Here is a 25,373-nt window from a genome sequence, read left to right on the forward strand (position 1 = left end):
GCGCGTATTTAGATTAAACCATCACGCTAGTGCCCAACAGAAAGGAATATCTCAAACAGCTGTTAAGTAAAGATCAATGGACTGCCACAGAGCAGGAGTGGATGGTAGAATACCTGGATGCCAATGATTTTTCAGAACTGGAAACAGTAGCCGCCGAATATTTTGAGGCCGACCTCCTAACGGCAAAGCATATATTAGATAAACGCCTGTCGGACAGAATGTTGAATAACCTTCATAAACGTATAGGCGTTACAGATAGCTCTTTCAAAGGAATCTTCCGGTTGCTTAAATATAAAGCAGCAGCGGCCGCCGCCGTGCTGTTACTGGCAGGAGCCGCCTGGTACATGCTACTGCACGACCGCGTAAAGCAAAAAGTGTTTGCCACCACATCAGAACGGCAAACCGTGAAACTGCCCGACGGTTCAGTGGTACACCTGGAGAAAGGCTCCAGCATTACCTACCCGGAAGTGTTTGATAAAAAGAACCGTGAAGTAATATTAAAAGGAGAAGCTTTCTTCGAAATCAACCACGATGCAAAGCACCCTTTTATCATCTCCTCTTCGCTGATCAATACTACCGTATTAGGTACCTCCTTTAACATGGAAGTACATGAAGGCAATACCGCCAGGGTAGTAGTGGTATCAGGAATGGTGCAGGTGAATACCCGTGAAGGTAAACCGCATAAAAATGGCCAACTGGTATTAACAGCCAACAAAACCGCGGTATACAACCGGGCCTCACAGGACCTGCTGTTACAGGATGGAACGGAAGATGCAAAATTCTTTGCCCAGAAAACGAGCGGCAAATTTATTTATAAGGGAGATCCTTTGTCCAAAGTGGCAACAGACCTGCAGAGATATTACAATGTGCCGGTAGTAACCGACCAAAGATCGGCACAGTGCAGGTTTTACGGATCTTTTAATACAGTGGATGATTTAGATAAAGCACTTGCGTTGATTGCTTTTTCATTAGATGCCAGAGTCAAAAAAGATAATATCAGTAAAGGATATATCATCGTTGGTGGAAATTGTAAGTAAAATAACGACCGCTATATCGTTAACCAAACTATATTCAAAATGAGAAATTGCTATCAACAAAGCTGAACCAAAATTTAAGAGAATAGAAATTTCAGTCTGGTATACTATCCTGGTGGCCTTTTAGCCTGAATGAACTTCATGCTGGTTAGTTAACTGGTGATCACGAAAATTGATCACAGGGCCGTCTGTTGCCAATACTTACCGTGAATAAACCGTAGAATTATTTTCAACCAAACTAAACTGTACATGATACAAGTAATACCCTTACCGCCCGGCTAACATATTGCCATGATATAGTTGATTGAAAAACACCCTGCTTACGCAGAAGGCCCTTTATTGCCCGGTTTTATCCAAAAACCGGAACGGGGAACCTATGGCCGAACGAAACCAATAAAAAACAATTATGTTCAGAAGAAAACTATCATTCATCTATTGCTTACTGCTCCTGCTGGCAGTAACGCAAGCCCACGCCGGCAACGGTTTGCAGGACGCTCTTGATAAAAAAATTACGATCGAACTAAAGAATGTCATCCTTAAAGATGCACTGGAAAAAATAGGCAGCCTCGCCGAGGTATCCTTTGTATACGTAGGCAATGAAGCCCTGGATGTGAATAAGGTAAGCGTAAATGCACACAACGAGAAAGTAGGCGACCTGCTTAATAAACTGCTTACGCCTTATTCCCTTTCCTATAGCGTGATGTACGACCGTGTAGTAATCAAACACGACAGCGGCAAAAAACTGAATCAACTAACGGTAACGAATACACTACTAAAGCTCAATGTTCCCGTTACAGATGTAAAAGGAGTGGTGACCAATGAAAAGAAGGAACTGTTACCCGGCGTAAGCATCATGATCAAAGGAACTTCCCGCGGAGTCACCACCAACGATAAAGGCGTATTTGAACTGAAGAAGATCGCCAACGATGCTATACTGGTATTTAATTTTACCGGGTATAAAACTGAAGAAATCAGCGTGGCGGAATTCAGAAGCGGCACGCTTACCATCATACTGAAAGAAAAACCTACCCGCCTCCAGGAAGTAGTGGTAACCGGCTTCCAGAGCATCGATAAATCTAAATTCTCCGGCGCCGCCACCCGGCTGAAAGGAGAAGATGTGAGGATCGATGGTATGACAGACGTTAGCCGCATGCTGGAAGGTAAAGTAGCCGGCGTTGCCATCCAGAATGTATCCGGTACCTTCGGCTCCGCCCCCAAAGTGCGCATCCGCGGTGCTACCTCTATTAATGGCGACAACAAGCCATTATGGGTGGTAGACGGCGTAGTACTTGAAGACGTTGTGAATATTTCCAATGATCAGCTTTCCAGCGGCGACCCCACCACTTTACTCGGTTCCGCAGTTGCCGGCCTCAACTCCAACGATATCGAAAGCTTCGACATTCTGAAAGATGCCGCAGCTGCTGCATTATATGGCGCCCGCGCCATGAACGGGGTAGTCGTAATTACCACTAAAAAAGGGCGTGCAGGCAAGCCCGTTATTAACTACAGCGGCAACTTCAGCACGCAGCTGAAACCCAACTACAATAACTTCAATATCATGAACTCCGGTCAGCAGATGTCTGTACTGGCAGAACTGGAAAGAAAAGGAATCCTTAACTCAGATATCCTTTCACGCGCTGATATCGGCGTATTCGGAAAATTATATGAACAACTGGATGCTGATGGAGATGGCAACTTCCCGGTAGAAAACGATCCGCAAAGTAAGAAGGCGTTTTTACTGCGTTACGCGAAAGCCAATACCGACTGGTTCGGACTGCTCTTCCGCAACAACTTCGTACAGGAACATTCGCTCAGTATTTCTTCAGGTACAGATAAATCACAATCTTATTTTTCTACCAGTTTTTACAGTGATAACGGCTGGACCCTCGCGGATAAAGTAACCCGTTACACACTGAACTACCGTAATACCTATAAACTCTCAGACCGGTTATCTGCCGGATTTTCCTCACTGGCCTCTGTGCGCCGTCAGAAAGCGCCCGGCGCCCTCACCCGCAGCAGTAACCCTGTAGAAGGACAATACGACCGCGATTTCGATATTAACCCATTCAGCTACTCGCTGAATACAAGCCGTACACTTACTGCCTATGATCAAAATGGACAATTGGAATACTTCAGAAGAAACTATGCTCCCTTCAATATCATCAATGAACTGAAAAATAATTACCTCGACCTGAACATGATGGATTTGCGCCTGCAGGGCGACCTGACTTTCAAGCTGACAAAAAATATCCGCTACGAATTTACCGGGGCTATCAGGTATGTAAAATCATCCCGTGAACACCAGATTACAGAGAATGCCAACATGGCCAATGCTTACCGCGCTGCCGGTAACGCTACCATCGCGGACAGGAATAAATTCCTTTACCGCGATCCGGAAAATCCCGACGCACAACCGGTAATTGTTTTGCCCGCCGGCGGTTTCTATAACCGTACGGAAGACCAGCTGCTGAACTATGATTTCCGCAATGGCCTCAACTACTCCGACACCTTCGCCCAGAAACATAATATTAACGTACTGGTAGGTCAGCAGGTAAAGTATGCCGACCGCCAGAACGCTTCCAATACCGGCTACGGCTACCAGTACGATAATGGCGGCGCGACTTTTACCGACTACCGCATCCTCAAACAAACCATTGAAAGTAACTTTCCTTACTTCGGCATGAGCAGGGACTATGATCGCTTCGCCGCTTTCTATGCTACCGGCACCTACGCCTATAACAACAAGTATAACTTTACGGCCACCGGCCGCTACGATGGTTCCAACCGCCTCGGACAATCCCGCAAGGCAAGATGGCTGCCCACCTGGAGTGTAGCCGGTTCCTGGAACATCGACAGGGAGCCTTTTGCGGCCAGTATCCGCCAGCTGGACTATCTCACGCTGCGCGCCAGCTATGGCTTAACCGCCAGCATGGGACCCGCCACCAATTCAAACATCGTATACCAGACCGTTAATACCAACAGACCTCACCTCACAGAAGTAGAGTCAGTGATCCGCCTGTCGCACCTGCAGAATGATGAACTCACCTGGGAAAAATTATATACCACCAACATCGGTGTTGACGGAGGCTTTTTCAATGGTCGCCTCAACTTCAGCATAGACGCTTACACCCGTAAAAGCTTTGACCTGATCAGCCGCATCAAAACTTCCGGTATCGGCGGTGAAATGTTTAAAGCGGCCAACTACGCCGATATGGATTCAAAAGGGGTGGAAGTGATGATAGGCGGAGATGTGTTCCGTAGTAAAGACTGGGGCTGGAAATCGAACGTTACGCTCGGATACAGCGTCAATAAAATTACCAATGCAAAAAATATCCCCGGCATTTTCGACCTGGTGGTAGCAGAAGGTGGTAACACCGAAGGCTATCCTGTACACAGCCTTTTTTCCCTGCAATACACCGGGCTTGATCCTAAATCAGGCTCCCCGGTGTTTATCAACCAGGACGGTGCTGTCAGCGGCGATGTAAACCTGCAATCATTAAATACAGCCCACCTGGTATACGAAGGTCCGGTTGATCCACCGGTTACCGGCGGGTTCTCCAATACTTTCCGCTATAAAGCGCTATCACTGAATGTATTTTTCACTTACCAGTTTGGCAATAAAATCCGCCTGTACCCGGCTTTCAAAACTTCCTATTCAGATCTCGATGCGATGCCTAAAGAATTTTATGACCGCTGGGTAATGCCGGGAGATGAGAGCAAAACAGGTGTTCCCTCTATGCTGGATGCTTTTGAGCAGATATTGCTGAGAGGCGCTCATCCTTACAATAACTATAACTACTCCACCGAAAGAGTGGCGAAAGGAGACTTCATCCGACTGAAAACAGTGTCACTTACTTATCAGCTGCCGGGTGAACTCATCAAACGCGCAGGATTAAGCAACGTGGCTGTAAGTGCTGCTGCCATTAATCCCTGGCTGATCTATGCAGATGAAAAACTACAAGGTCAGGATCCCGAGTTTTTCAACGCTGGTGGTGTGGCACAGCCTATCCAGAAACAATTCACTTTTTCATTAAAAGTAGGTATTTAAAAAGAAGCGCTATGTCAATGCACTATATAACCTCCGCGAATAAACGAAAAATAAAGCCTGCCATCATCGGGGCATTTGCACTGATGGCCCTTGTCACCGGCGGCTGTAAAAAATACCTTGAGCAGGTACCGGACAGTACCTGGACAGATCTCAGCACACCGGTAAAGGTGAGCAGGCTGCTGGGAACTGCTTATCCGCAGGCCAGTTATATCACAATGTGTGAAGCCATGTCGGATAATGTGGGCGACAAGGGAGTAGGAGAGTACTACCGCCCTAACGGTGACGCCTATCTATTTAATGACATTCAATGGATAGAGGAAGACTCCCCTGAAGCGTACTGGAGAGCATGCTACACCGCTATCGCCGCCGCCAACCAGGCGCTGGTGGCCTGTGAAAAGGCCGCCGATCCGGCCGCTTATACACGTCAGCGCGGCGAAGCACTGTTAGCAAGAGCCTATGCCCACTTTATGCTGGTAAATATTTTTGCCAAAACCTACGATGCTGCTACCGCTGCAAACGATCCGGGCATACCCTACGTAACAGTGCCGGAAAGCGTGGTAATGAAACAATACGAACGCAAAACAGTGGCGTATGTGTATGACATGGTGGAAAAAGACCTGCTCTCCGGGATGCCGCTGATCAGCGACGACGCCTACAGCGTACCCCGTTTCCATTTTAACCGCAGCGCTGCCTATGCCTTCGCCACCCGGTTCTACCTGTATAAAAAAGATTATGCGAAAGTAGTAGCCTATGCCGACAATACTTTTTCAAACAATGATGTGGCTTCCAACATGCGCCTGTGGAATACCACTTATGGCAGCATGTCGCCGGCGCAGATCTTTGACATCTATGCCAATGCCAATGAAAAAGCCAACCTGCTGATCGTGGAAGCGCCTTCCCTGTGGGGACGCAATGCAGGCCGGCTCCGGTATGATCTCGACTTCCAGCATGAAGCGCTCATCCTGGGCAGGAATGTTACCGGTGGCGTTTGGTCGTACCCGTTATACTACTACGGCTCACAGGATTATTTTGTGCCAAAGCTCTCTGAGTACTTTGTAAAGAACTCCGTGAACGCCACCATCGGTCAGCCCTATGTAATGACACCGCTGTTCACCACGGAAGAAGTATTGTTTAACCGCGCAGAGGCCAATGTATATCTCAACAACACCAGCGCAGTATTAAAAGATCTCAACCTGTTTGCCAGCAAACGTATCCGGAATTATAATGCCTCCCTGCATAATATTTCCCTGGCTGCCATGCAGAATTTCTACGGTATCAGCGATGCGAGAACGGTTTGCATCCGCACCATCCTTGACTTCAAGCGTGCGGAGTATGTGCAGGAAGGCCAGCGCTGGTTCGATCTGCAGCGGTATAAGATCCCCGTGGTGCACACCACCCGCGAAGGAAAAGTACTGGAGCTGAAAGCAGACGATAACCGCCGCCTGTTCCAGATACCCGCATCCGCCACTACCTCAGGAATAGCATTAAATCCAAGATAATAATAGCGATAGTACCAAAATTAATACATACACAAATGAAAGCATTCTTACTCATCATCCCTCTTTGCTTGCTGATGGCCTGCAGCAAAAAAGAAGACCTGGGCAATGTGGAAGATATTCCCGGCCTCGGCGGAGATACCTGGGCCGCTTCTCCATTGGATAAATGGCTGCACGATACCCTTACCGTGCCTTTTAATATTGCAGTGAAATATAAATGGGACCAGTTCGAGTTTGAACTCAACAAAACATTGGTACCCCCTAAAGAAGAGAAAATAATCCCGGTGATGTCGGCCATCCGGCAGGTTTGGATGGACACCTACATTGCGGAAGCGGGCGCTCTCTTCTTTAAAAAGTACTGCCCCAAGTATTTTATTCTCTCCGGAAGCGCCAGCTGGAATGAAAACGGCACCATCACCCTCGGCACCGCAGAAGGCGGCCGGAAGGTAGTGTTGTACCTGGTTAACGATTTCCTCACAAAGTCGATGGAAGGCTACAAACCTTCCGACTCCGCCAATGTGAAGCAGATGTTCCATGTCATAGAGCATGAGTTCGGACACATCCTGCACCAAACGGTGATGTACCCGGTGGAGTTCAAACGCATCTGCGCGGGCTTTTATACGGGCAACTGGAACAACATCTCCGATATGGCTGCACGTCGCGATGGCTTCGTAACGCCCTACGCAATGTCGGCCTTTGACGAGGACTTTGTGGAAATGGTATCTACCATGCTGGTAGAAGGAAAACAAGGTTTCGATGCCATTGTGAACAGTATCCCGGAAGGAACCAGCATCAATGGCGTAACCAAAGCAGAGGCACAGTCGAGGTTGCGCCAGAAGGAGGCAATGGTAGTCAGCTATTTCCTCACCGTATGGCATATCAATTTTTATAGCCTTCAAACCCGTACCAGGAAAGAAATTAATCAGTTACTCTATTAAAACGAAAGACTCCGGAGGAGTAAAAATAATAGTATGAGAAATAATCTGATCTGCTTATTCTTCATCATCACCGGGATGTTTGCCTGTAAAAAGGAAACAGATCCGCTGTTTGATAAATCGCCGGACGAACGTATCAATGATACATTGGCACGGTACCAGCAGGTGCTCACAACGGCGCCTTATGGCTGGAAAGCTTTCGTATATCCTGCCGGCGTTCCGGGCAGTGTATTTGGCTTTTACTTTAGTTTCTCGGATGCTAACCGTGTGCAGATGTTTTCCGACTTCGATGCCGCCAGCACCGGAACCATGCGCGAAAGCAGCTGGCGCCTGAAAGCATTGCAGCAACCCTGCCTGCTGTTTGATACCTATTCCTACCTGCACGTACTTTCCGATCCGGATGCCGGCCAGAATGGCGGCCAATACGGCCAGGGCCTGGGCTCCGATTTTGAATTTGCTATTAATGGCGCCGCGGGCGATACCGTTTGGCTGACCGGCCGCTTTCATGGCAGTAAAGCCATATTGGTGAAAGCTACGCCACAGGATAAGGATAACTATTTCCAGCACCGCATTAACCGGTCTGTCGACAGCATTAGCGCTATACTTACCTATTTCCACAAGTTCACCACAGCTGGTAACCGGTATGATATCCGTATCAATCCATACCTGCACCAGGTAAATTTTACCTGGATCTCTAACGGCAAAGTAAAACAGGCATCTACCGGTTACGTATACACGGCAACAGGTATTTCCCTGATGCCCGCGTTTACCGACAGCACCATTACTATTAATAGTTTCGACCAGGTGAAGTGGGAAAATGGCGCCATTACTTTTACGGTAAACGGTAAACCCGCAGCCATCGCGGAAACGGTAACACCATTGGCAATTGATGCAGCAGCTCCCAAAAGATGGTACCAGTATGCGTTGCAGAACGAAAGCTACTGGGCTACCTATTATGGCTTCCATGTAAATGGAAAGGACGACGCCTGCGGTATCACCGGCCTGCCAGCTTATGCTTTCCTTACTTACTATCCCCAGATAGACGGTCCCGGTACTTCCCTTGACTTACTCGGTTTTGTTGTAAAACAGGAAACGGGCGGGAACGTGATCTCTTATGGCCCTGGCTACGACGCACCCACCTTTACTTCGGATGGCAGGATCATTTTTAATGATAACGGCTTATATGGCAACTTACCTGCCGACAGAACCGCTATCAATAAAACAAGGTCGCTAATGGCCGATCCGATGGGCTTTTACCTGGTACAAACCAGCTCCCTTACCTACGACATGGTAAGCGCCCGGGATGGTAAATCATGGATCAACTGGCAGGGATTCTAAATGCATTCAACCAAAATTCAAATAACCTCATATGAGAAATTGTACTGTTCATTATCTATATAAAACAACATTACTTGTAGGAGTATTGCTGATGCTGGCCTGCCGGTTGTCGGCACAAACGGATATCAGCATTGGCCAAAGTACTTCCGGTAACACCAACACGGGATATCCGTGCCCGTTACAGGATTATTATGAAGGCACCAGGACGCAATACCTGTACCGCGCTTCAGAGCTGCATGCCGCAGGGATGAATGCCGGTGTTATCAGCGGACTGAAATACAAGGTGCTCAACCTCAACGGTACCGATACGATCGAGCAGTATACCATAAAAATTGGCACTACTACTGATACGGCGCTGGACAATAGCACCTGGGTACCTATTACCAACCAGGTATTGGGTCCGGTTAATTATCTCCCGAAAACAGGTGTCAATGTTTTTCCCTTTGGCTCCGCTTTTTTCTGGAATGGCACAGATAATATCGTCGTGGAAATATGTAATGGCGCGCCTGATTCCGATAACAATCTCACCTATACGAATAACCCGGAAGTACCTTATACAACAGGACTTCCTTTTAACGCGTCACATACCTACCGCTCCGACGGACTGAATTATTTATGCGGTACCACCAGCACTACCAATACCGGTACCATGACCACCCGCCCGGATGTGATCTTTTCCTGGACGCCCGCTGTGGCCTGTACCGGTACGCCCGCTGCAGGAACTGCTACCGCCAGTTCATCAACCGTTTGTATGAATGGGCAGGTAACCATCACTTTGTCAGGCACTACTATTGCCTCCGGAATTAAATATCAATGGCAGAAATCCACTGATAATACTACCTGGACCAATATTCCCAACGATACTACCAATCGCCTGGTAACTACACAACCGGCGACTACTTACTACCGCTGTAACGTAACCTGTGTCACCTCCAATATAACTGTTACCTCCAACGCGGTAACAGTTACTTCTCCGCAGGCGGTGTCAGGCGTCTTCAATATTAATAAGGCCCTGCCCACGGGTGGTAACAACTTTGCCTCCTTCAATGATGCCTACAGTTTTATTAAGTGTGGTATCAACAATGCCGTTGTATTTAACGTAGCTCCCGGCAGTGGTCCGTACACCGAACAACTGCTGATCACACCGGTACCTGGCGCCTCTGCTACCAATACCATTACCTTTAACGGTAACGGCAACACGCTTACTTTTGCGGGTACCTCTTCAGCGCCGGCAGTGATCCGGTTGTCGGACGCCGACTATTTTACTTTTAGCAACCTGGTGATTAAAACCAGCGGCACCAGCAACGGATGGGGTGTACATCTCACCAACGATGCGGATTATAACACTATCAAAAACTGTACATTCCTGCTGGATTCTACCGCCAGTTCCACCAGCAACGCAGGTATCGTTATCAGCAGCTCGCTTACTTCGGCTACTACTACCGGAGAGGCGAAATGCGATTTCAATATCTTCTCTGATAATATTATCAATGGCGGTTACTATGGAATCGCATTAACCGGCAGCAATACCTTTGCAAATGGCAATAATAAAGTTACCGGTAATAAGATCAGCAATTTCTACAGCTATGGTATCTATGTAACCGGCTCTTTTAATACGCTGTTAGAAAATAATATCATCAGCCGGCCGGCGCGTACCGGCGTAGGCACCTTCTATGGTATCTATTTCACGAATCTCAGTACAAAGGCAAACGTTACCCGTAATATCATCAGCAATCCTTTTGGAGGAGCGCCCAACAGCACGAGCGCGGCTTACGGTATTTATTTCAGCAGCACCGATGCACTCGCGCAGCTGGAAAACGTGGTAAGCAATAACCTTATGTATAATTATACCGGTAAGGGAGATGCTTATGGTATTTACAATTCAGGGTCCGACAACGTTTGGTATTACCATAATACCATTGCGCTGGATGGAAGTGCCACCACAGGTACTACCTATACCGCCCGCGGCTTTTATCAGACATCCAAAGCCGATGGCATCGAATTTTTAAATAACCTCATTGCTGTTACCCGCGGTGGTGGCGGCAGCAAGTATTGCATATACTTCGCAGCAACTAACGGTACTATTCATGCCAACAGGAATGATTACTACCTGGCTGCCAGCGGTGGCACCAGCAATGTGGGCTACTTTGGCGCTAATAACGCTGCGCTGCTCGACTGGCAAACCGCTTCTGCCCAAGATAGCAACTCGGTAAGTTCCAATCCGCTGTTTGTATCTGTCAGTACCGGTAACTATCAGCCGGCGAATGCTTCTATCGATAACAAAGGTGTACCGGTAAATATTACTGTAGATATTAATAATGCAGTAAGAAGTACCTCCACGCCTGATATTGGTGCATATGAGTTTACACCCGGTCCCTGCATTAACCCGCCGCTGGCAGGTAATGCACAGGTAAGCCCATCCGTGATTTGTGTGAACCGGAAAGTGGCGTTATCACTCACCGATAATTCTATCGGGCTGGGACAAACCTACCAGTGGCAGCGGTCAGCTACCGCTACCGGCACCTACACCAATATTGGCAATGTGCTTACCAACCCGGATACAGTGATCACAGCGGTTATAACGTCTTATTATCGTGTAGCCGTTACGTGTAGTGGTAACACGGCTTACTCACAGCCAATACTCCTTACTGTAAACCAGGCATTCCCTGGTGGCGGCTATACCATTAATAAAAATGCACCAGCCAGCGCCACCAACTTCGTCAGCTTTAATGCTGCCAAAGCGGCTATGGAATGCGGTATACAAGGTCCGGTGGTAATGAATGTAGTGGCCGGCTCCGGTCCGTACCTGGAACAGCTGATCCTGGATTCTATTGCAGGCACCTCTGCCATTAACACTATCACCTTTAACGGTAACGGCAATACGATAAAGTTTGCACCTACCGATGATAATGAAAGGGCGGTGATAAAGTTGCGTGGTGCTGATCATATTACCTTCGACAGCCTTACCATAGACGCTACCAGTGATGATTATGGCTATGGTGTGCAGATGCTCAACAACGCTGATAGCAATACTATCCGCCGCTGTAACCTCATCATAGATCAAACCGGTACCTACAATGAGTTTGCCGGTATCGTGATCAACGGTAGTGAATCCAGTCCAACCACTGGTTCCAACAACGATTGTGATGGTAATATAATTACAAAAAATACCATTACCGGTGGATATAACGGTGTGCTTATCTATGGCGCTACTGCTTCTATCCCCACACGTAATACTATCAGTTACAATATCATAAAAGACTTTTATGAAACAGGTATTACGGTAAGCTATACCATTAATACCCTGATAGATCATAATGATATTTCCAGGCCGGGCCGTGACAATGACAGCTACTCCCTGTATGGTATCAGCGTTGAAAACAAAGCAGCTGATGTGGTGGTAAGCAATAACCGTATCCATAACCTGTTGGGCGGTGCACCAGGCAGTACTTCTACTCTTTATGGAATGGAGTTCTCTTATGCAGATGCAACCGCCACCAACCCGGCAAAAGTGTTCAATAATGTGATCTATGATTTCCGTGGTCAGGGTACGCAGTATGGATTCTCCAACTACAGCGCCGACTATGTGTACTATTATCACAATACAATTGCGCTGAATGATCTTAAGAGTACCTCTTCCGATGAAGCTACCGGCTTCTATCAGTCGGGTACTGCTACAGGCATCCAGTTCTTTGATAATATTCTTGATGTAAGCAGGTCCGGTAAAGGAAATAGAAGAGGTTTGAGCATAGGTACCAGCACGGTGCTTACATCTAATTACAATGATATTTATGTAAAAAGCAATTTTAATACAGCTTATATAGGCGGTACCTATCCTACGCTTGCAGCATGGACTGCCGCCACTAAGCTGGATAGCAACTCTTTGTCTATTCAACCTGTGTTTGCAGATCCTGTTGCCGGTAACTACGCAACGGTTATCTCTCCACTGGATAACACCGGTAAGCCGGTAGGCATTACTACCGATATCCTTGGAGTAACCAGGAGCACTACCAAACCAGACATGGGCGCTTACGAAGTGAGCGTGCCTAATTGCAGCAAACCAGTGGTACCGGGTACTTCCACCGTATTCCCGCTTACACCGGTGTGCATGGGTACCGACATAAAACTGGATCTCACCGGCAACAGTACCGGTGGCACACAAACCTACCAGTGGCAGCGTTCTGCTACCGCTACAGGCCCGTGGGTGGTTGTGAGCGATTCACAGTATGTGAGCGTATTTAATACTACCATCGGGGTAGAAAACTACTACCGCTGCTTAATCATATGCGGAGGCACCGACAGTGCTTACTCTACCGTGGTAAAGGCTAACCTGAACCCGCCATTGCTGGCAGGTACCTATACCATCAACCCTGCGGCGCCTTCCAGTATTACTAACTTCCAGTCGTTCAGCAGCGCTGCATCCAAACTGGAATGCGGTATAGCCGGTCCCGTTACCTTCCTTGCAAAGGCAGGCACCTATACAGAGCAGGTCACCATGCATCATATCCCCGGCGCTTCTGCGGTAAACAGGGTCACCTTCCAAAGTGAAGCCAACAGCGCAGCAGCTGTAACGCTTACCTACGCCGGTACATCTGCATTGAATTATGTATTGCAGCTGGATAGCGTAGACTATGTTACCTGGAGAGCTATTACCATTAAACCGGCAGGCACCACCAACGCAAGGGCAGTGGTATATGCCAACGCATCTTCGTACGACAGCATCGCTAACTGTGCTATTCCGCTGCCGGTTAGCACCAGCACCGGTACTGCCATAAGTGGTGTATATGCCGATGAATGTATCGGCACGGGTAACGTGATCACCGGTAACACCATCACCAACGGGTCGAATGGCGTTTACTGGGTGGGCAGTTACAGCGCAATTGCACGGGGACTTACAGTGGATAGCAATATTGTGGAGAAACCATACTCAAACGGCTTGTATGTTGAGTATGCCGACAGTGTGATGATCCGGCGCAACCAGGTGAACCTGGGCGGTAACATGGGAGCTGACGCCTATGGTATCCATACAGATAACACTAACGGCTACTCGATTTCAGCCAACAACATTAAGGTAACTAACACCACCGATGATGTTCACGGGATATACCTTTACTACGCGACAGCTGATGCCGGCGTAAAAGGCATTGTATCCGGAAACAGGATTACCGCAAGAGGAAATATTACCGGGGAAGTCCGCGGACTGGAAGTTTACCAGGCAGACGGAGCTACCATCTCCAATAACGTGATCAGTCTAAAAGCCAATGGTGTAAATGCGTACGGTATTTACAGTGAAAGCAGTTCCAACCTTAACTACTATAATAACTCGGTACTGAACAGCTCCACTACCACCGGCGATAACTTTGCCGCGTACTTCAGGCATACGGCGTCTTATTATGGTAATATCAAAGTAAAAAATAACATCTTCGCTTCAGATACCAGCGGTATCGCCATGTATATTGCGAACCCGCTTTACATGAAGAGCGATTATAACACGCTGTATACAAAAGGTACCGTGCTGGTGAAACAGCTTACCCCTGCGGGCAGCTATGCTACATTGCATGACTACATCACCGCAGATACACTGGATATAAACTCAATTGTATACAAACCAGCATTTACAGATGATACCACGCTGCAACCAGCCATTGCAAAACCCGACGTATGGGCTATCCATGGCCGTGGTGTGCAGATAGAAGGTAATGATAAAGACATCAACGGCGTTGCCAGGGCGGTTAAACTCACCGACGGTGTGCCGGATATGGGCGCTTACGAATTCCTGCCCACTTCCGTGCCACCGGTGCTCCCGGCATTCCCGGCTACACCGGCTCCCGGCGTTACCCAAACATTTATGTTTGGTACGGACACGGTAACAAAAATTACCTGGAACCCGGGTACGGCCATACCCAATAACATAGCCGTAAGACGCTACTCCGGTATCAAGCCGCCAAACCTGGCTACAGGCAGGGACTTTATGTATTTTTATACCGATGTGGATGTAACACCGGCCAATGGTCAGTATAACTTCAACATCGATCAGTTCTATATCGATCCATGGCAGGGTTATATCAGGCGCCAGAAGGATATCCGGATGGGCCGCACGGACAGTGCCAACACATGGATCGTGGATTCGCTGAGCCATGTATATGATATCCCGAATGTGATCAGGGATAGCGCAGTACACTTCCTGGATAAATTCACCGGTCTCAATGGTGGTACGGCTACTTCTCAATTGTTGCAGCCGGCCGACAGCTCCAACCGTGGTACCCGTTTCTGGGTGGGCTATGGTCACCACCAGTTCTTCACCGGGGACAACTCGCAGAACATGGTGCTGTACCTCAATGCACAGGATTCTTCTAACGTAACCGTGCGCATTAATGGTACCAGCTGGGAAAGAGTGTATCACATTCCTGCCAATAAAACCATCACTACGGAGATAATACCAAAAAGTGGTCTGAACGATGCCCGCCTGATAGAGGAAGGATTATCAGATAAAGGTATCAGCATTGAAAGTGATGTGCCCATTGTTGCCTATGCGCATATTTATGGCAGTGCCTCTTCCGGCGCCACCATGCTGCTGCCGGTAGGTACCTATGGTTATGAATATGCCACGCTGTCGTCCAGGCAGAATTACAGCACAGATACCTATTCCTGGTTCTATGTAATAGCAGACTATGATAATACAAAAGTGGAGATCACACCATCTGTGCCCACGCTGGCCGGTAAACCTGCCAATACAACGTTTACGGTTACACTGAATAAAGGAGAAGTGTACCAGGTGCTCGGCGCTATGATGCCTGGCGGTGGTAGTGAAGGATACGACTTGTCTGGTAGCCACATCAGGTCTGTCATCAATGAAGATGGGAAATGTTACCCGATGGCGGTGTTCTCCGGCAGCAGCCGTACCGGTATTGGTTGCGGTATCGAAACCGGTGGATCGGGCGATAACCTGATCCAGCAGAACTTCCCGTCGCAGGCATGGGGCAGAAAGTATCTTACTGCACCTACCTCTACCAGCGGTTCGGCCAGTTCTTTCATGACCAACATTTACCGTGTATTGGTGAAAGATCCTGCTACCGTAGTGAAAATAAACGGCGCTACGTTGACGGGGCTGATCAACAACCGGTTTTACCAGTTTGAAAGCAGCACCGCCGATAATATTGAGGCCAATCAGCCGGTGATGGTAGCGCAGTATATGTCGTCCAGCGGCAGCTGCCCCAATACCAGCGGCAACGGCGATCCGGAAATGATTTACCTGAGCCCGGTAGAACAGGGTATCAAAAAGGTAGGACTGTACCGCAATACGCAGGAGTCTATCACTGTTAACTATCTTACCCTCATCATACCTACGGGAGGTGTATCCTCCCTGCTGATCGACGGCAGCGCTACTTTCGATCATACGTATCCGCATCCTAACGCGACCGGATATACGGTAGTAGTGAAGCGCTGGCCGGCAGCACCTGCACAGTGTACGGTTACCAGCGACTCTGCCTTCACCGCCGTTACCTACGGCCTTGGCAGCGTGGAAAGCTATGGCTACAACGCAGGTACCCTGGTGAAGAATCTGAACATCCTGCCTTCATTTAACAACGTAATGAACAACAGTGGTCAGAACAACACCTACACCTGCGCTAAAACGCCATTCCGCTTCTCTATGCTGATACCGGTGAAACCAACGGCTATCACCTGGAAATTCAGCCAGGTAGCAAGCCTGGCGCCTAAAACCGATATCGTGCAGAATAACCCGGTGCCAGTGGATTCTATCATCAGCAACGAACGGAAATACTATCGCTTTACAGTACCGGCTGATTACATCTTCAGCAAACCAGGCTTGTATGAAGTGCCTATCCTGATTTCACATCCGGATATTGAAAGCTGCAGCAACAGTTTTGAAAGCATCCTGCAGATAAAGGTAATCCCTGCGCCAGTGGTTGACTTCAGTGTTGATTATACCGGCTGCCTGAACGACGGCGCCTTGTTTAAAGGTACTGCCACTACCAGCAACGGGGTTGCTATCAGCACCTGGAAATGGAGCTTTGCCGATTCTACAGTATCGTCTGCAAAAGATACCCTGAAGTATTTCAGATACCCGGGTGTGAAAGAAGTGAAACTGAGCATTGTGGCGGCAGAGGGTTGCGTAGGGGATACTACCAAAGAAGTAGAAGTGTATGCGCCTGCGGTGGCACAACTCGTAAAAGACTCTATGACCGTATGTAACGGCACGGATGTTACCCTGTCTGCCAGGAACCCTGAACCCGGCGTATTGTACAACTGGTACGATGCTCCAACAGGCGGTACCCTGTTGCACACCGGCAACGACTATACGATTAATAACATTGCCGCCGACGGTAATTACTACCTGGAAACACTCACACACGGATGCCCCGGACTGTCACGCGCTAAAGCCATTATACATGTATTGCCGGTTCTGGAAACACCGGTAATTACGGTAGACAGCGTAGGCGTAAACATGATCCGCTTCAAATGGAAGGCAGTTGCCAATGCCACCGGTTACGAAGTATCCCTGGATGGCGGTACCAGCTGGACATTGCCAACTTCCGGCAGGGAAGGACTGGTGCATATCGTTAGCGGGTTACAACCGGTGCAAACAGTGAAACTGATTGTGCGTGCGAAAGGTTGCGAAGACAAGGCATCACTGCCGGCTGAAGGTAAGACCCTACCGGACGGCATCTATATTCCGAATACGTTCACACCTAACAACGATGGCCGGAACGATGTACTGCTCGTGTATGGTTACATTATCAAGCAGCTGCACATCACCATTTTTGACCAATGGGGTGAAAAAGTATTCGAATCCAATAACCAGTCTGTAGGCTGGGATGGCAACTACAAAGGAAAGGCATTGCCCTCCGGTGTATACATCTATGTATGTCATCTGACCCTTACAGACGGAAGTAAAACAGAGAAGAAAGGAGTTATTAATCTGATCCGCTAAAAACAGTTGTATGAAAAAAGTAAGCATAGAGAAGTTGTTACTGTTAGTCATTGGATGTTGGATGTTGCATTGGCCTTGTGCCAATGCAACTATCCGGCCCATGCGCCAGGATATCGACAGCCTTTTAATGTTGCAGCGATCTGTGAAGGTATATCCCAACCCGGTCGTTTCTTCCCTCACTATACAGTCACGCAAATCCATTCAACAGCTGGTACTCTATGCGATGGATGGCAAAACCATCAAGCGTGTAGCCGTTACCGGTAAAAATAACCAGCTGGATGTACAGGATATCCAGCGGGGAGCCTATATGCTGAATACCATTTTTGCAGATGGCACAACGACGTCGAAGATGATCATCAAACAATAATCATTTCAATATGAAAAATTGAAAAAGATGTCAACCAAATTACTATACATAAAGCGACTTTGCATTGCCATATCCCTGACCCTGTTTCAGTTCGTAGCCGATGTTGCATACGCCCAGAATCTTTCCAATAAAGGGAAAGATTTCTGGGTGGGCTACGGACACCACCAGTTCATGGAGATGGGGCAAAGCAACAGCCAGGAAATGATCCTGTACCTGAGTGCGGAGCAGCCTGCTACCGTTACGGTGAGCATTACCGGCACCACCTGGACGCGTACGTATAACATCCCGGCGAATACTGTTATTGCTTCTGATCTGATCCCTAAATCGGGCGCTATAGATGCAAGACTGTATTCCCTGCCGCCATCTTTTGGCGGCACCGGCGGCGAGGGCGTTTTCACGGGGAAGTCTATTCACATACAAAGTAACGTGCCTATTGTAGCTTATGCGCATATTTATGGCAGCGCCTCTTCCGGGGCTACTATGCTGATGCCGGAAGAAACATGGGGTTATTCCTACATTTCTGTGAACAGTATGCAGAACTATGCAGACGACTGTTTCTCCTGGATGTTTGTTATTGCGAACCAGAATAATACCGTGGTGGAAATTACACCTTCGGTATTAACCCGTAACGGACGCCCTGCGGGCGTACCTTTCACCGTTACGCTGAACCGCGGGGATATCTACCAGCTGGTAGGCGCTTCGCTGGGCGGTGGCGCCGGCCGGGAGCTGACCGGTACTACTATTAAATCGATCGGTAATCCAATGGGACAGTGTTATCCCGTGGCCGTGTATTCCGGCAGCAGCCGTACGGCTATCACCTGCAATAACTCCAGTAGCAGCGGTGATAATAACATCCAGCAGATCTTCCCGTTCCAGGCGTGGGGTAAACGTTATCTCACCGCACCCACCTCTGAAGATGATTTGCCGTCGACCCTCCAGTATAATATTTATAAAGTAGTGGTGAAAGATCCTGCTACTATTGTAAAAAGAAATGGCGTAACACTCACCGGCCTGATCTCCAACTCTTACTACGAGTTTGTTAGCAATACCGCCGATTATATAGAGTCAGATAAACCGGTGCTGGTGGCGCAGTTTATGTCGTCTTCCGGCGCCTGCGGCAATAACGGCGGATTGGGAGACCCTGAAATGGTGTACCTGAGTCCTATAGAACAAGCCATCAAGCGGATTGGTTTTTACCGGAACGACCGCGAGTTTATTGAAACCAACTATCTCACTATGATCATTCCTACGGCAGGCGTTCCCTCGCTCAGGATTGATGGCAGCCCGCTGTTCGACTTCTCTTACCCGCATCCTAACCTGAACGGTTACACGGTGGTGATCAAAAGATGGCCGGCTACGCCTGCACAATGTATTGTGAGCAGCGACTCCGCCTTCACCGCAGTAACCTACGGCCTTGGCAGCGTGGAAAGCTATGGCTACAATGCTGGTACGCTGATCAATAACCTCAATGCCGTAGGCTCTATTCACAACAGTTATGATACCTCTAAAACATCCAATGATTTTACCTGTACCAGTACCCCCGTGCAATTGTCCATTTTAATGGCGTACAAGCCTACAAAAATGGTGTGGCGGCTCAGCACCCTGGGCACAGCGATTACACCTAACGCAGACATAACGGTTAATGCGCCGGTAAGCACCGGTACGGTACTGATCAACGGGATCACTTATTATAAATACTCATTGCCCGGCACTTACCAGTTCAGCGCAATAGGAGAGTATGATATCCCCGTCATGTCCACGCATCCGAGCATTGAAAATTGTAACAACACAGAAAAGGTGGGATTCACGGTATTGGTGAAAGGAAAGCCGCGTGCGGTAATGACTTATACCTATACCGGGTGTTCGCTGGATACGGTTTATTTTAAGGGAGATACAAGCCTGAAGGATCCGCTGATTGACCGCTGGCAGTGGGAGTTCCCGGGAGCAGTGAAGGATAGTGGCATACAGGTAGGAAAAGTATTTCCTGTGGGAAATGCGGCTGTAAAGCTAACGGTGATTTCAAGGGATGGCTGTGTGGGAGATACTTCCTTCCAGGTGGCCGCAGCGGCCAAACCGGTGGCCTCCTTTACCACAGATGCCGCTGCCTTATGCGAAGGCGGAGTATTGAAGATGACCGATAACTCTACTTATGGCGGTACGGCGCCTTTGAAATCGTGGTACTGGAACTTTGGAAATGATTCTGTGCTGAACGCTGCTACCAACGCGGTACAAACGATTACTTACAAAGATCATAGTACCTACACCATAAAACACGTGGTGAAAATAAGTAACCTCTGTGTGAGTGACACTGTTTCAAAAACGGTTACCGTATATGCCAAACCCAACCCGCTCTTTGCTTATCCCGGCGATTGCCTGCCGGTAGGCGGATTGGTACAGTTTACCAGCGGTGCAGTGGTACCCGATGCGCAAACCATCAGCACACACGCCTGGAACTTCGGGGATGCTAATGCAACCACTGCCAACCCGAATACCTCGGTGGCAAAAGATCCCACGCATGCCTATACGAAGTTTGGCACTTACACTATTAAATACAGCGTAACTACCGATAAAGGCTGTACGAAGGATACTACGGTAACGGCTACCTTTAAACTGAAACCACAACTGGCTTATGCTGCCCTGAACGGGGTTTGCGTAAACATGCCCGGTACCATTGCCATAGGCAAAGCTACGGTACAAAATGGCGTAACTGGTAAAGGTTACTACCGTGGTCCGGCTACGGATTCAACAGGCAATTTTACCCCTGCTGTCGCAGGCGCAGGTACGCATACCATCTGGTATGTGTTTACCACCAGCAGCGGTTGTACCGATTCCATTTCCACCACCGTAGTAGTGTATCCTAAGCCAGCAGCTGCATTTACAGCTACCGCCAATTTGTGTCTTGGACAGACTACTGTTTTCACTGACCAGTCTGCCATCCCCGTAGGAACCATCATCAACTGGAAATGGGACCTGGGCAATGGTACGCTGAGAAACAACACCAACAACAATCCGTTTACCATCACTTACCAGAAAGACAGCAGCTACCTCGTGAAGCTGGTGGCGGTGAGTGATCATAATTGTATCAGTGATACCGCCAAAGCCATAGTGGCCGTACATGAGTTGCCGGTGACCGATTTTGCGCTGCCTGCCAAAGTATGTATGCCGGATGGTACCGCCGCGTTTACCAATCTCACTACGGCGAGAGACAAGTCGTCCCTTTCCTACCAGTGGAACTTCGGCGACGGCGGTGCGGGATCGGCGGCAAAAGACCCTACCTGGCAGTATAAAGCCTTTGGACCGTTTAACGTGAAGCTGGTGGCGACTACCGCTTATGGTTGTAAAGATTCCGCCACTAAAACATTAAGCGCCTTCTTCGGCCAGCCGGTGGCATCCTTTAAAGTAACGCCGGATACCCTTTGCCAGGGCGCCGACAATGTGTTTACGGATCAAAGCACAGATCCTACCGGAAGCATTAATAAGTGGGAGTGGAGCTTTGGCGATGGCACCACCTCCACTGAACAACACCCGGTAAAAAAATATACCGCACCTGGTGAATACAGCGTGCAGTTGCAGGTAGCAAATCAGTCGGGTTGCGGATCATCTGCCTATAGCAGCAAGGTGATCGTATACCTCCAGCCGGTGATAGATGCCGGACCATCCTTTGTTGTGCCGCAGGGTACTATCGTGAGCTTTAAGCCGGTGGCCAACGATTCGGTGAACCTCACTTTTGCCTGGGACCCTGCTGCCGACTTCCCCGATCCTACGGTGTTGTCGCCGGTAATTCCTGCCATGCACGATGCCACGTACACACTTACTGCCATCGGCAAACACAGTTGTATGGCACGTGACGCTATGACGGTGAAAGTATTAAAACCAGTTGCACCGCCAAATGCCTTCTCTCCAAACGGAGATGGTATTAATGACACCTGGATCATCACCAACCTGTCTGATTATGCAGAAAGCACCGTGGAAATATTTAACCGCTACGGACAAAGGATATACCACTCCACCGGTTATAATGTACCGTGGGACGGCAGGTTCAAAGGTAATCAGCTGCCAATGGCCACTTACTATTATGTAATCAGGCTCCGGGCGGGTATGGCGCCTATCACCGGCTATGTAACTATTATCAGGTAAAGTAAATCATTCACATAAAACCGTATTGTAAATGAGAACGATCATTGCAACCTTATTCATCTTTGCTGCCACTGTATGCTCCGGTACCCGGTTAATGGCGCAAACCGATCCCCACTTTTCACAGTACTACGTATACCCGTCGTGGTTAAACCCCGCGCTTACAGGCGTATTTGATGGCGACTACCGCGTGGCGGCTATTTACCGCACGCAGTGGGGAAATATCAGCCCGTTTAAAACATACGGCGTAAGCGGGGAAATACCCACTGCAAAGAATATTAATATAGGCGCCAGCGTATTAAATCAAACTGCCGGCGATGGCGGTTACAATTATACAACGGCCTATGTAAGCGCGGCCTATACCGGTGTGAAACTGGATGCTTCCCATTATCACCAGTTAAACTTCGGGTTGCAGCTGGGCTTTATCCAGCGCAGGTTTGACCCTTCCAAGCTCACCTATGGTGAGCAATGGAACCCTGTTACCGGCTACAACCCCGGTAACCCGGTATCGGATGTACTTACCCGTAACTCGGCAGCCTCCTTTGATGCCGGCGCAGGGGCATTGTATTATGACGCTACCCCCGGGAAGAACTTTAATATCTATGGCGGCTTCTCCGTTATGCATCTTACAAAACCACAGGACCAGTTCAGCGCCAAAGGTGATGCCCGTTTCCCGATGCGCTTTAATGTACACGGCGGCGTGAAGTTAACCCTGTCGGAAATACTCAGCATTACGCCCAACTTCCTGTTCATGCAGCAGGGCCCTGCGCAGGAAAAAATGATCGGCGCCTATGGCCAGCTGAATGCAGCCGCAGGAACGGATTTCCTGCTCGGCGTAAACTACCGGTACAAAGATGCAGTGACTACACACGCGGGATTTATTTATAAAAACATGATGCTCGGCGCCAGCTATGATATCAATACATCTGATCTCAGCAAAATGGCGCATGGCTCCAACAGCTTTGAAATATCCCTTACGTTCATTGGCCGCAGATCGGTAAGAACACCGGATGTAGAATTTGTTTGTCCACGATTGTAATCAACTTTTAAAAGCAACAGGATCTCATGAAAAAAATAATATTTACTTCCGCATTGCTGTTATCTGGTATGATGTCGTTTGCACAGTTTACCTATAACTATCTCAAAGCGGCAGATCAGTACTACAGTAAAGAAGACTACAATTCAGCGGCTACCTATTATGAAAAGTACCTGGGCTCCCGCACCAAAACGGTGAAGCCGGATACTTACAAACCTTATGCGGCCGTGTCGGTGGTAAAAAATAAAACGGTAAAGGTAAGCAGCGAACAGCTGGCGGTGTATAAGCTGGCAGAGAGCTACCGCAACCTGCATAACTATGGTAAAGCGGCGCCCTACTACGAATCCGTGATGGAACTGGATAAAGCTGGTTTCCCGTTGGCGCCTTACTACTACGCAGTTTCCTTACGGGCGCTGGCTAAGTATGAAGAGGCGACCCAGGCGTTCAAAAATTTCCTGGACAGCTATACGGCCAATGATAAATTCACGGAAGCGGCCAAACGCGAATTGCAAAACCTGGCATTTATTACCGCCCAGTTGAATAAAAAAGATCTGTCGGAGTACAGCGTAAAGAAGGCGCCTCCTGCGTTAAATACCACTGGCGCCAGCTATGCGCCGTTGTGGAACAATGGTAGTACTCTCATCTTTACTTCTACCCGGCCGGATAGTTCCTTTCAGAAAAATCATACCTATATCAACCGTTTATATACCGCCAGCTATGAAGCCGGGCAGGTATCCAATATTCACCTGTTAAAGCTCGACCAGCCGGAAGGGCTGCATCAGGGCGCTGCGTGCCTGTCGCCCAACGGGGAGCTACTATTCCTTACCCGCTGGCACATTGATCATGGCAAAAAGGTATCGGCCATTTATGTGTCCCGTAAAAACGGTGATAACTGGAGCGAGCCCGTGGTGATGGATGCGCTGGTAAATTCGGCGGGTAATAATACCCAGCAACCGTATTTACTGGAAGATGGTAAAACATTGTTGTACGCCAGCGACAGGGCCGATGGTTACGGTGGTTTCGACTTATGGTATGCCTCCCTTGATGAATCCGGAAAGCCCTTGCAAACAGCCAACCTGGGAGAAGTGATTAATACTGCCGGTAATGAACAGGCGCCATTCTATCATGCGGCTACCAAAACGCTGATTTTTTCGGCAGATAACCGTGTAGGCATGGGCGGATACGACTTCTTCTCCAGCAAAGGAAATGTAGGTACGTGGAAAGCACCGGTAAACATGGGGTACCCGGTTAACTCCGTGAAAGACGATATTTATTTTACCAGCAGAAGCAATAATAAAAACCTGCTGGACGATGTACTGCTGGGCACCGACCGTGCAGCAGAATGCTGCCTGGAATTGTTCTTTGTACATAAAAACCGTCCGCCAAAACGGTTGAGTGGTATCGTGGTGTCCTGCGACAGTAACACGCCGCTGGCGGGTGCTGCCGTAAATGTGATAGATACTATCAGTAACAAAGTGGTATACACGCACACTACGGCCGCCGATGGCAGCTATGCTTTTACCGTGGAAGACTTTTTACCGTTAAAAGCAGTGGCTAACGCAGATGGTTATACGACCAACGCTCGGCAGATAACTGTTCCGCAGGACGAAGACACTACTGCCATGACGGTGCCGGTATTGTGCCTGGTGAAGCTGGTTACACCGGAAGCGCCGGTAGTGCTGGAAAACGTGTACTACGATTTCAACAAAGCTACGTTACAGGAAGGTTCATTCCCTTCATTGGATAAGCTTGCGGAACTGCTTGCTGCCAATCCTGATATGCACATAGAACTGAGCGCGCACACAGATAGTAAAGGTAAGTCCGCCTTTAACCAACGCCTGTCTGAAGCCCGTGCTAAAACCTGCGTGGAATATCTCGTCAGCAAAGGCATTGATCGCTCCAGGCTTACTTATATAGGCTATGGCGATACACAGCCGGTAGCGCCCAATACACTGGAAGATGGTAGTGATAATCCGGAAGGAAGACAAAAGAACAGGAGAACGGCATTTACCATCATTAAAAAGTAACAGCC

The 25,373-nt window shown here is 48.6% G+C and carries 10 protein-coding genes; all 10 read left to right on the top strand.

The window, feature by feature from the left end; genetic code table 11:
• Positions 1–29: 29 nt before the first annotated feature.
• The gene (locus AB6805_RS14320; protein WP_370910109.1) at positions 30–1,037 is read left to right on the top strand and encodes a FecR family protein; all 1,008 of its coding nucleotides are present in this window, start codon (positions 30–32) and stop codon (positions 1,035–1,037) included.
• Positions 1,038–1,440: 403 nt separating this feature from the next.
• Positions 1,441–5,082, top strand: coding sequence for a SusC/RagA family TonB-linked outer membrane protein (locus tag AB6805_RS14325; protein WP_370910110.1), 3,642 nt, complete (start codon positions 1,441–1,443; stop codon positions 5,080–5,082).
• 11 nt (positions 5,083–5,093) lie between these two features.
• Complete coding sequence (locus AB6805_RS14330) at positions 5,094–6,581, top strand: RagB/SusD family nutrient uptake outer membrane protein (RefSeq protein ID WP_370910111.1); 1,488 nt, start codon at positions 5,094–5,096, stop codon at positions 6,579–6,581.
• Between the two features lie 35 nt (positions 6,582–6,616).
• Positions 6,617–7,516, top strand: a complete 900-nt coding sequence (locus AB6805_RS14335; RefSeq protein ID WP_370910112.1) for a putative zinc-binding metallopeptidase — start codon at positions 6,617–6,619, stop codon at positions 7,514–7,516.
• Between the two features lie 33 nt (positions 7,517–7,549).
• Positions 7,550–8,851 carry a DUF4302 domain-containing protein gene (locus AB6805_RS14340; RefSeq protein WP_370910113.1) on the top strand — a complete coding sequence of 434 codons (1,302 nt, stop codon included), beginning with the start codon at positions 7,550–7,552 and terminating at the stop codon, positions 8,849–8,851.
• Between the two features lie 31 nt (positions 8,852–8,882).
• A complete protein-coding gene (locus AB6805_RS14345) occupies positions 8,883–17,804 on the top strand; it encodes a gliding motility-associated C-terminal domain-containing protein (protein WP_370910114.1) in 8,922 nt (2,973 codons plus the stop codon).
• 10 nt (positions 17,805–17,814) lie between these two features.
• Positions 17,815–18,171 (top strand): T9SS type A sorting domain-containing protein, encoded by a 357-nt coding sequence (locus tag AB6805_RS14350; RefSeq protein ID WP_370910115.1) that lies wholly within the window; start codon positions 17,815–17,817, stop codon positions 18,169–18,171.
• Between the two features lie 27 nt (positions 18,172–18,198).
• Complete coding sequence (locus AB6805_RS14355; RefSeq protein ID WP_370910116.1) at positions 18,199–22,308, top strand: PKD domain-containing protein; 4,110 nt, start codon at positions 18,199–18,201, stop codon at positions 22,306–22,308.
• Positions 22,309–22,339: 31 nt separating this feature from the next.
• On the top strand, positions 22,340–23,344 hold the full coding sequence (locus AB6805_RS14360; protein ID WP_370910117.1) for a PorP/SprF family type IX secretion system membrane protein: 1,005 nt from the start codon (positions 22,340–22,342) through the stop codon (positions 23,342–23,344).
• A 26-nt stretch (positions 23,345–23,370) separates the two neighbouring features.
• Positions 23,371–25,368, top strand: coding sequence for an OmpA family protein (locus AB6805_RS14365; protein ID WP_370910118.1), 1,998 nt, complete (start codon positions 23,371–23,373; stop codon positions 25,366–25,368).
• The last annotated feature ends 5 nt before the right edge of the window (positions 25,369–25,373 follow it).

Origin of the sequence: Chitinophaga sp. RCC_12, from assembly GCF_041360695.1 — a bacterium.
GTDB lineage: Bacteria > Bacteroidota > Bacteroidia > Chitinophagales > Chitinophagaceae > Chitinophaga.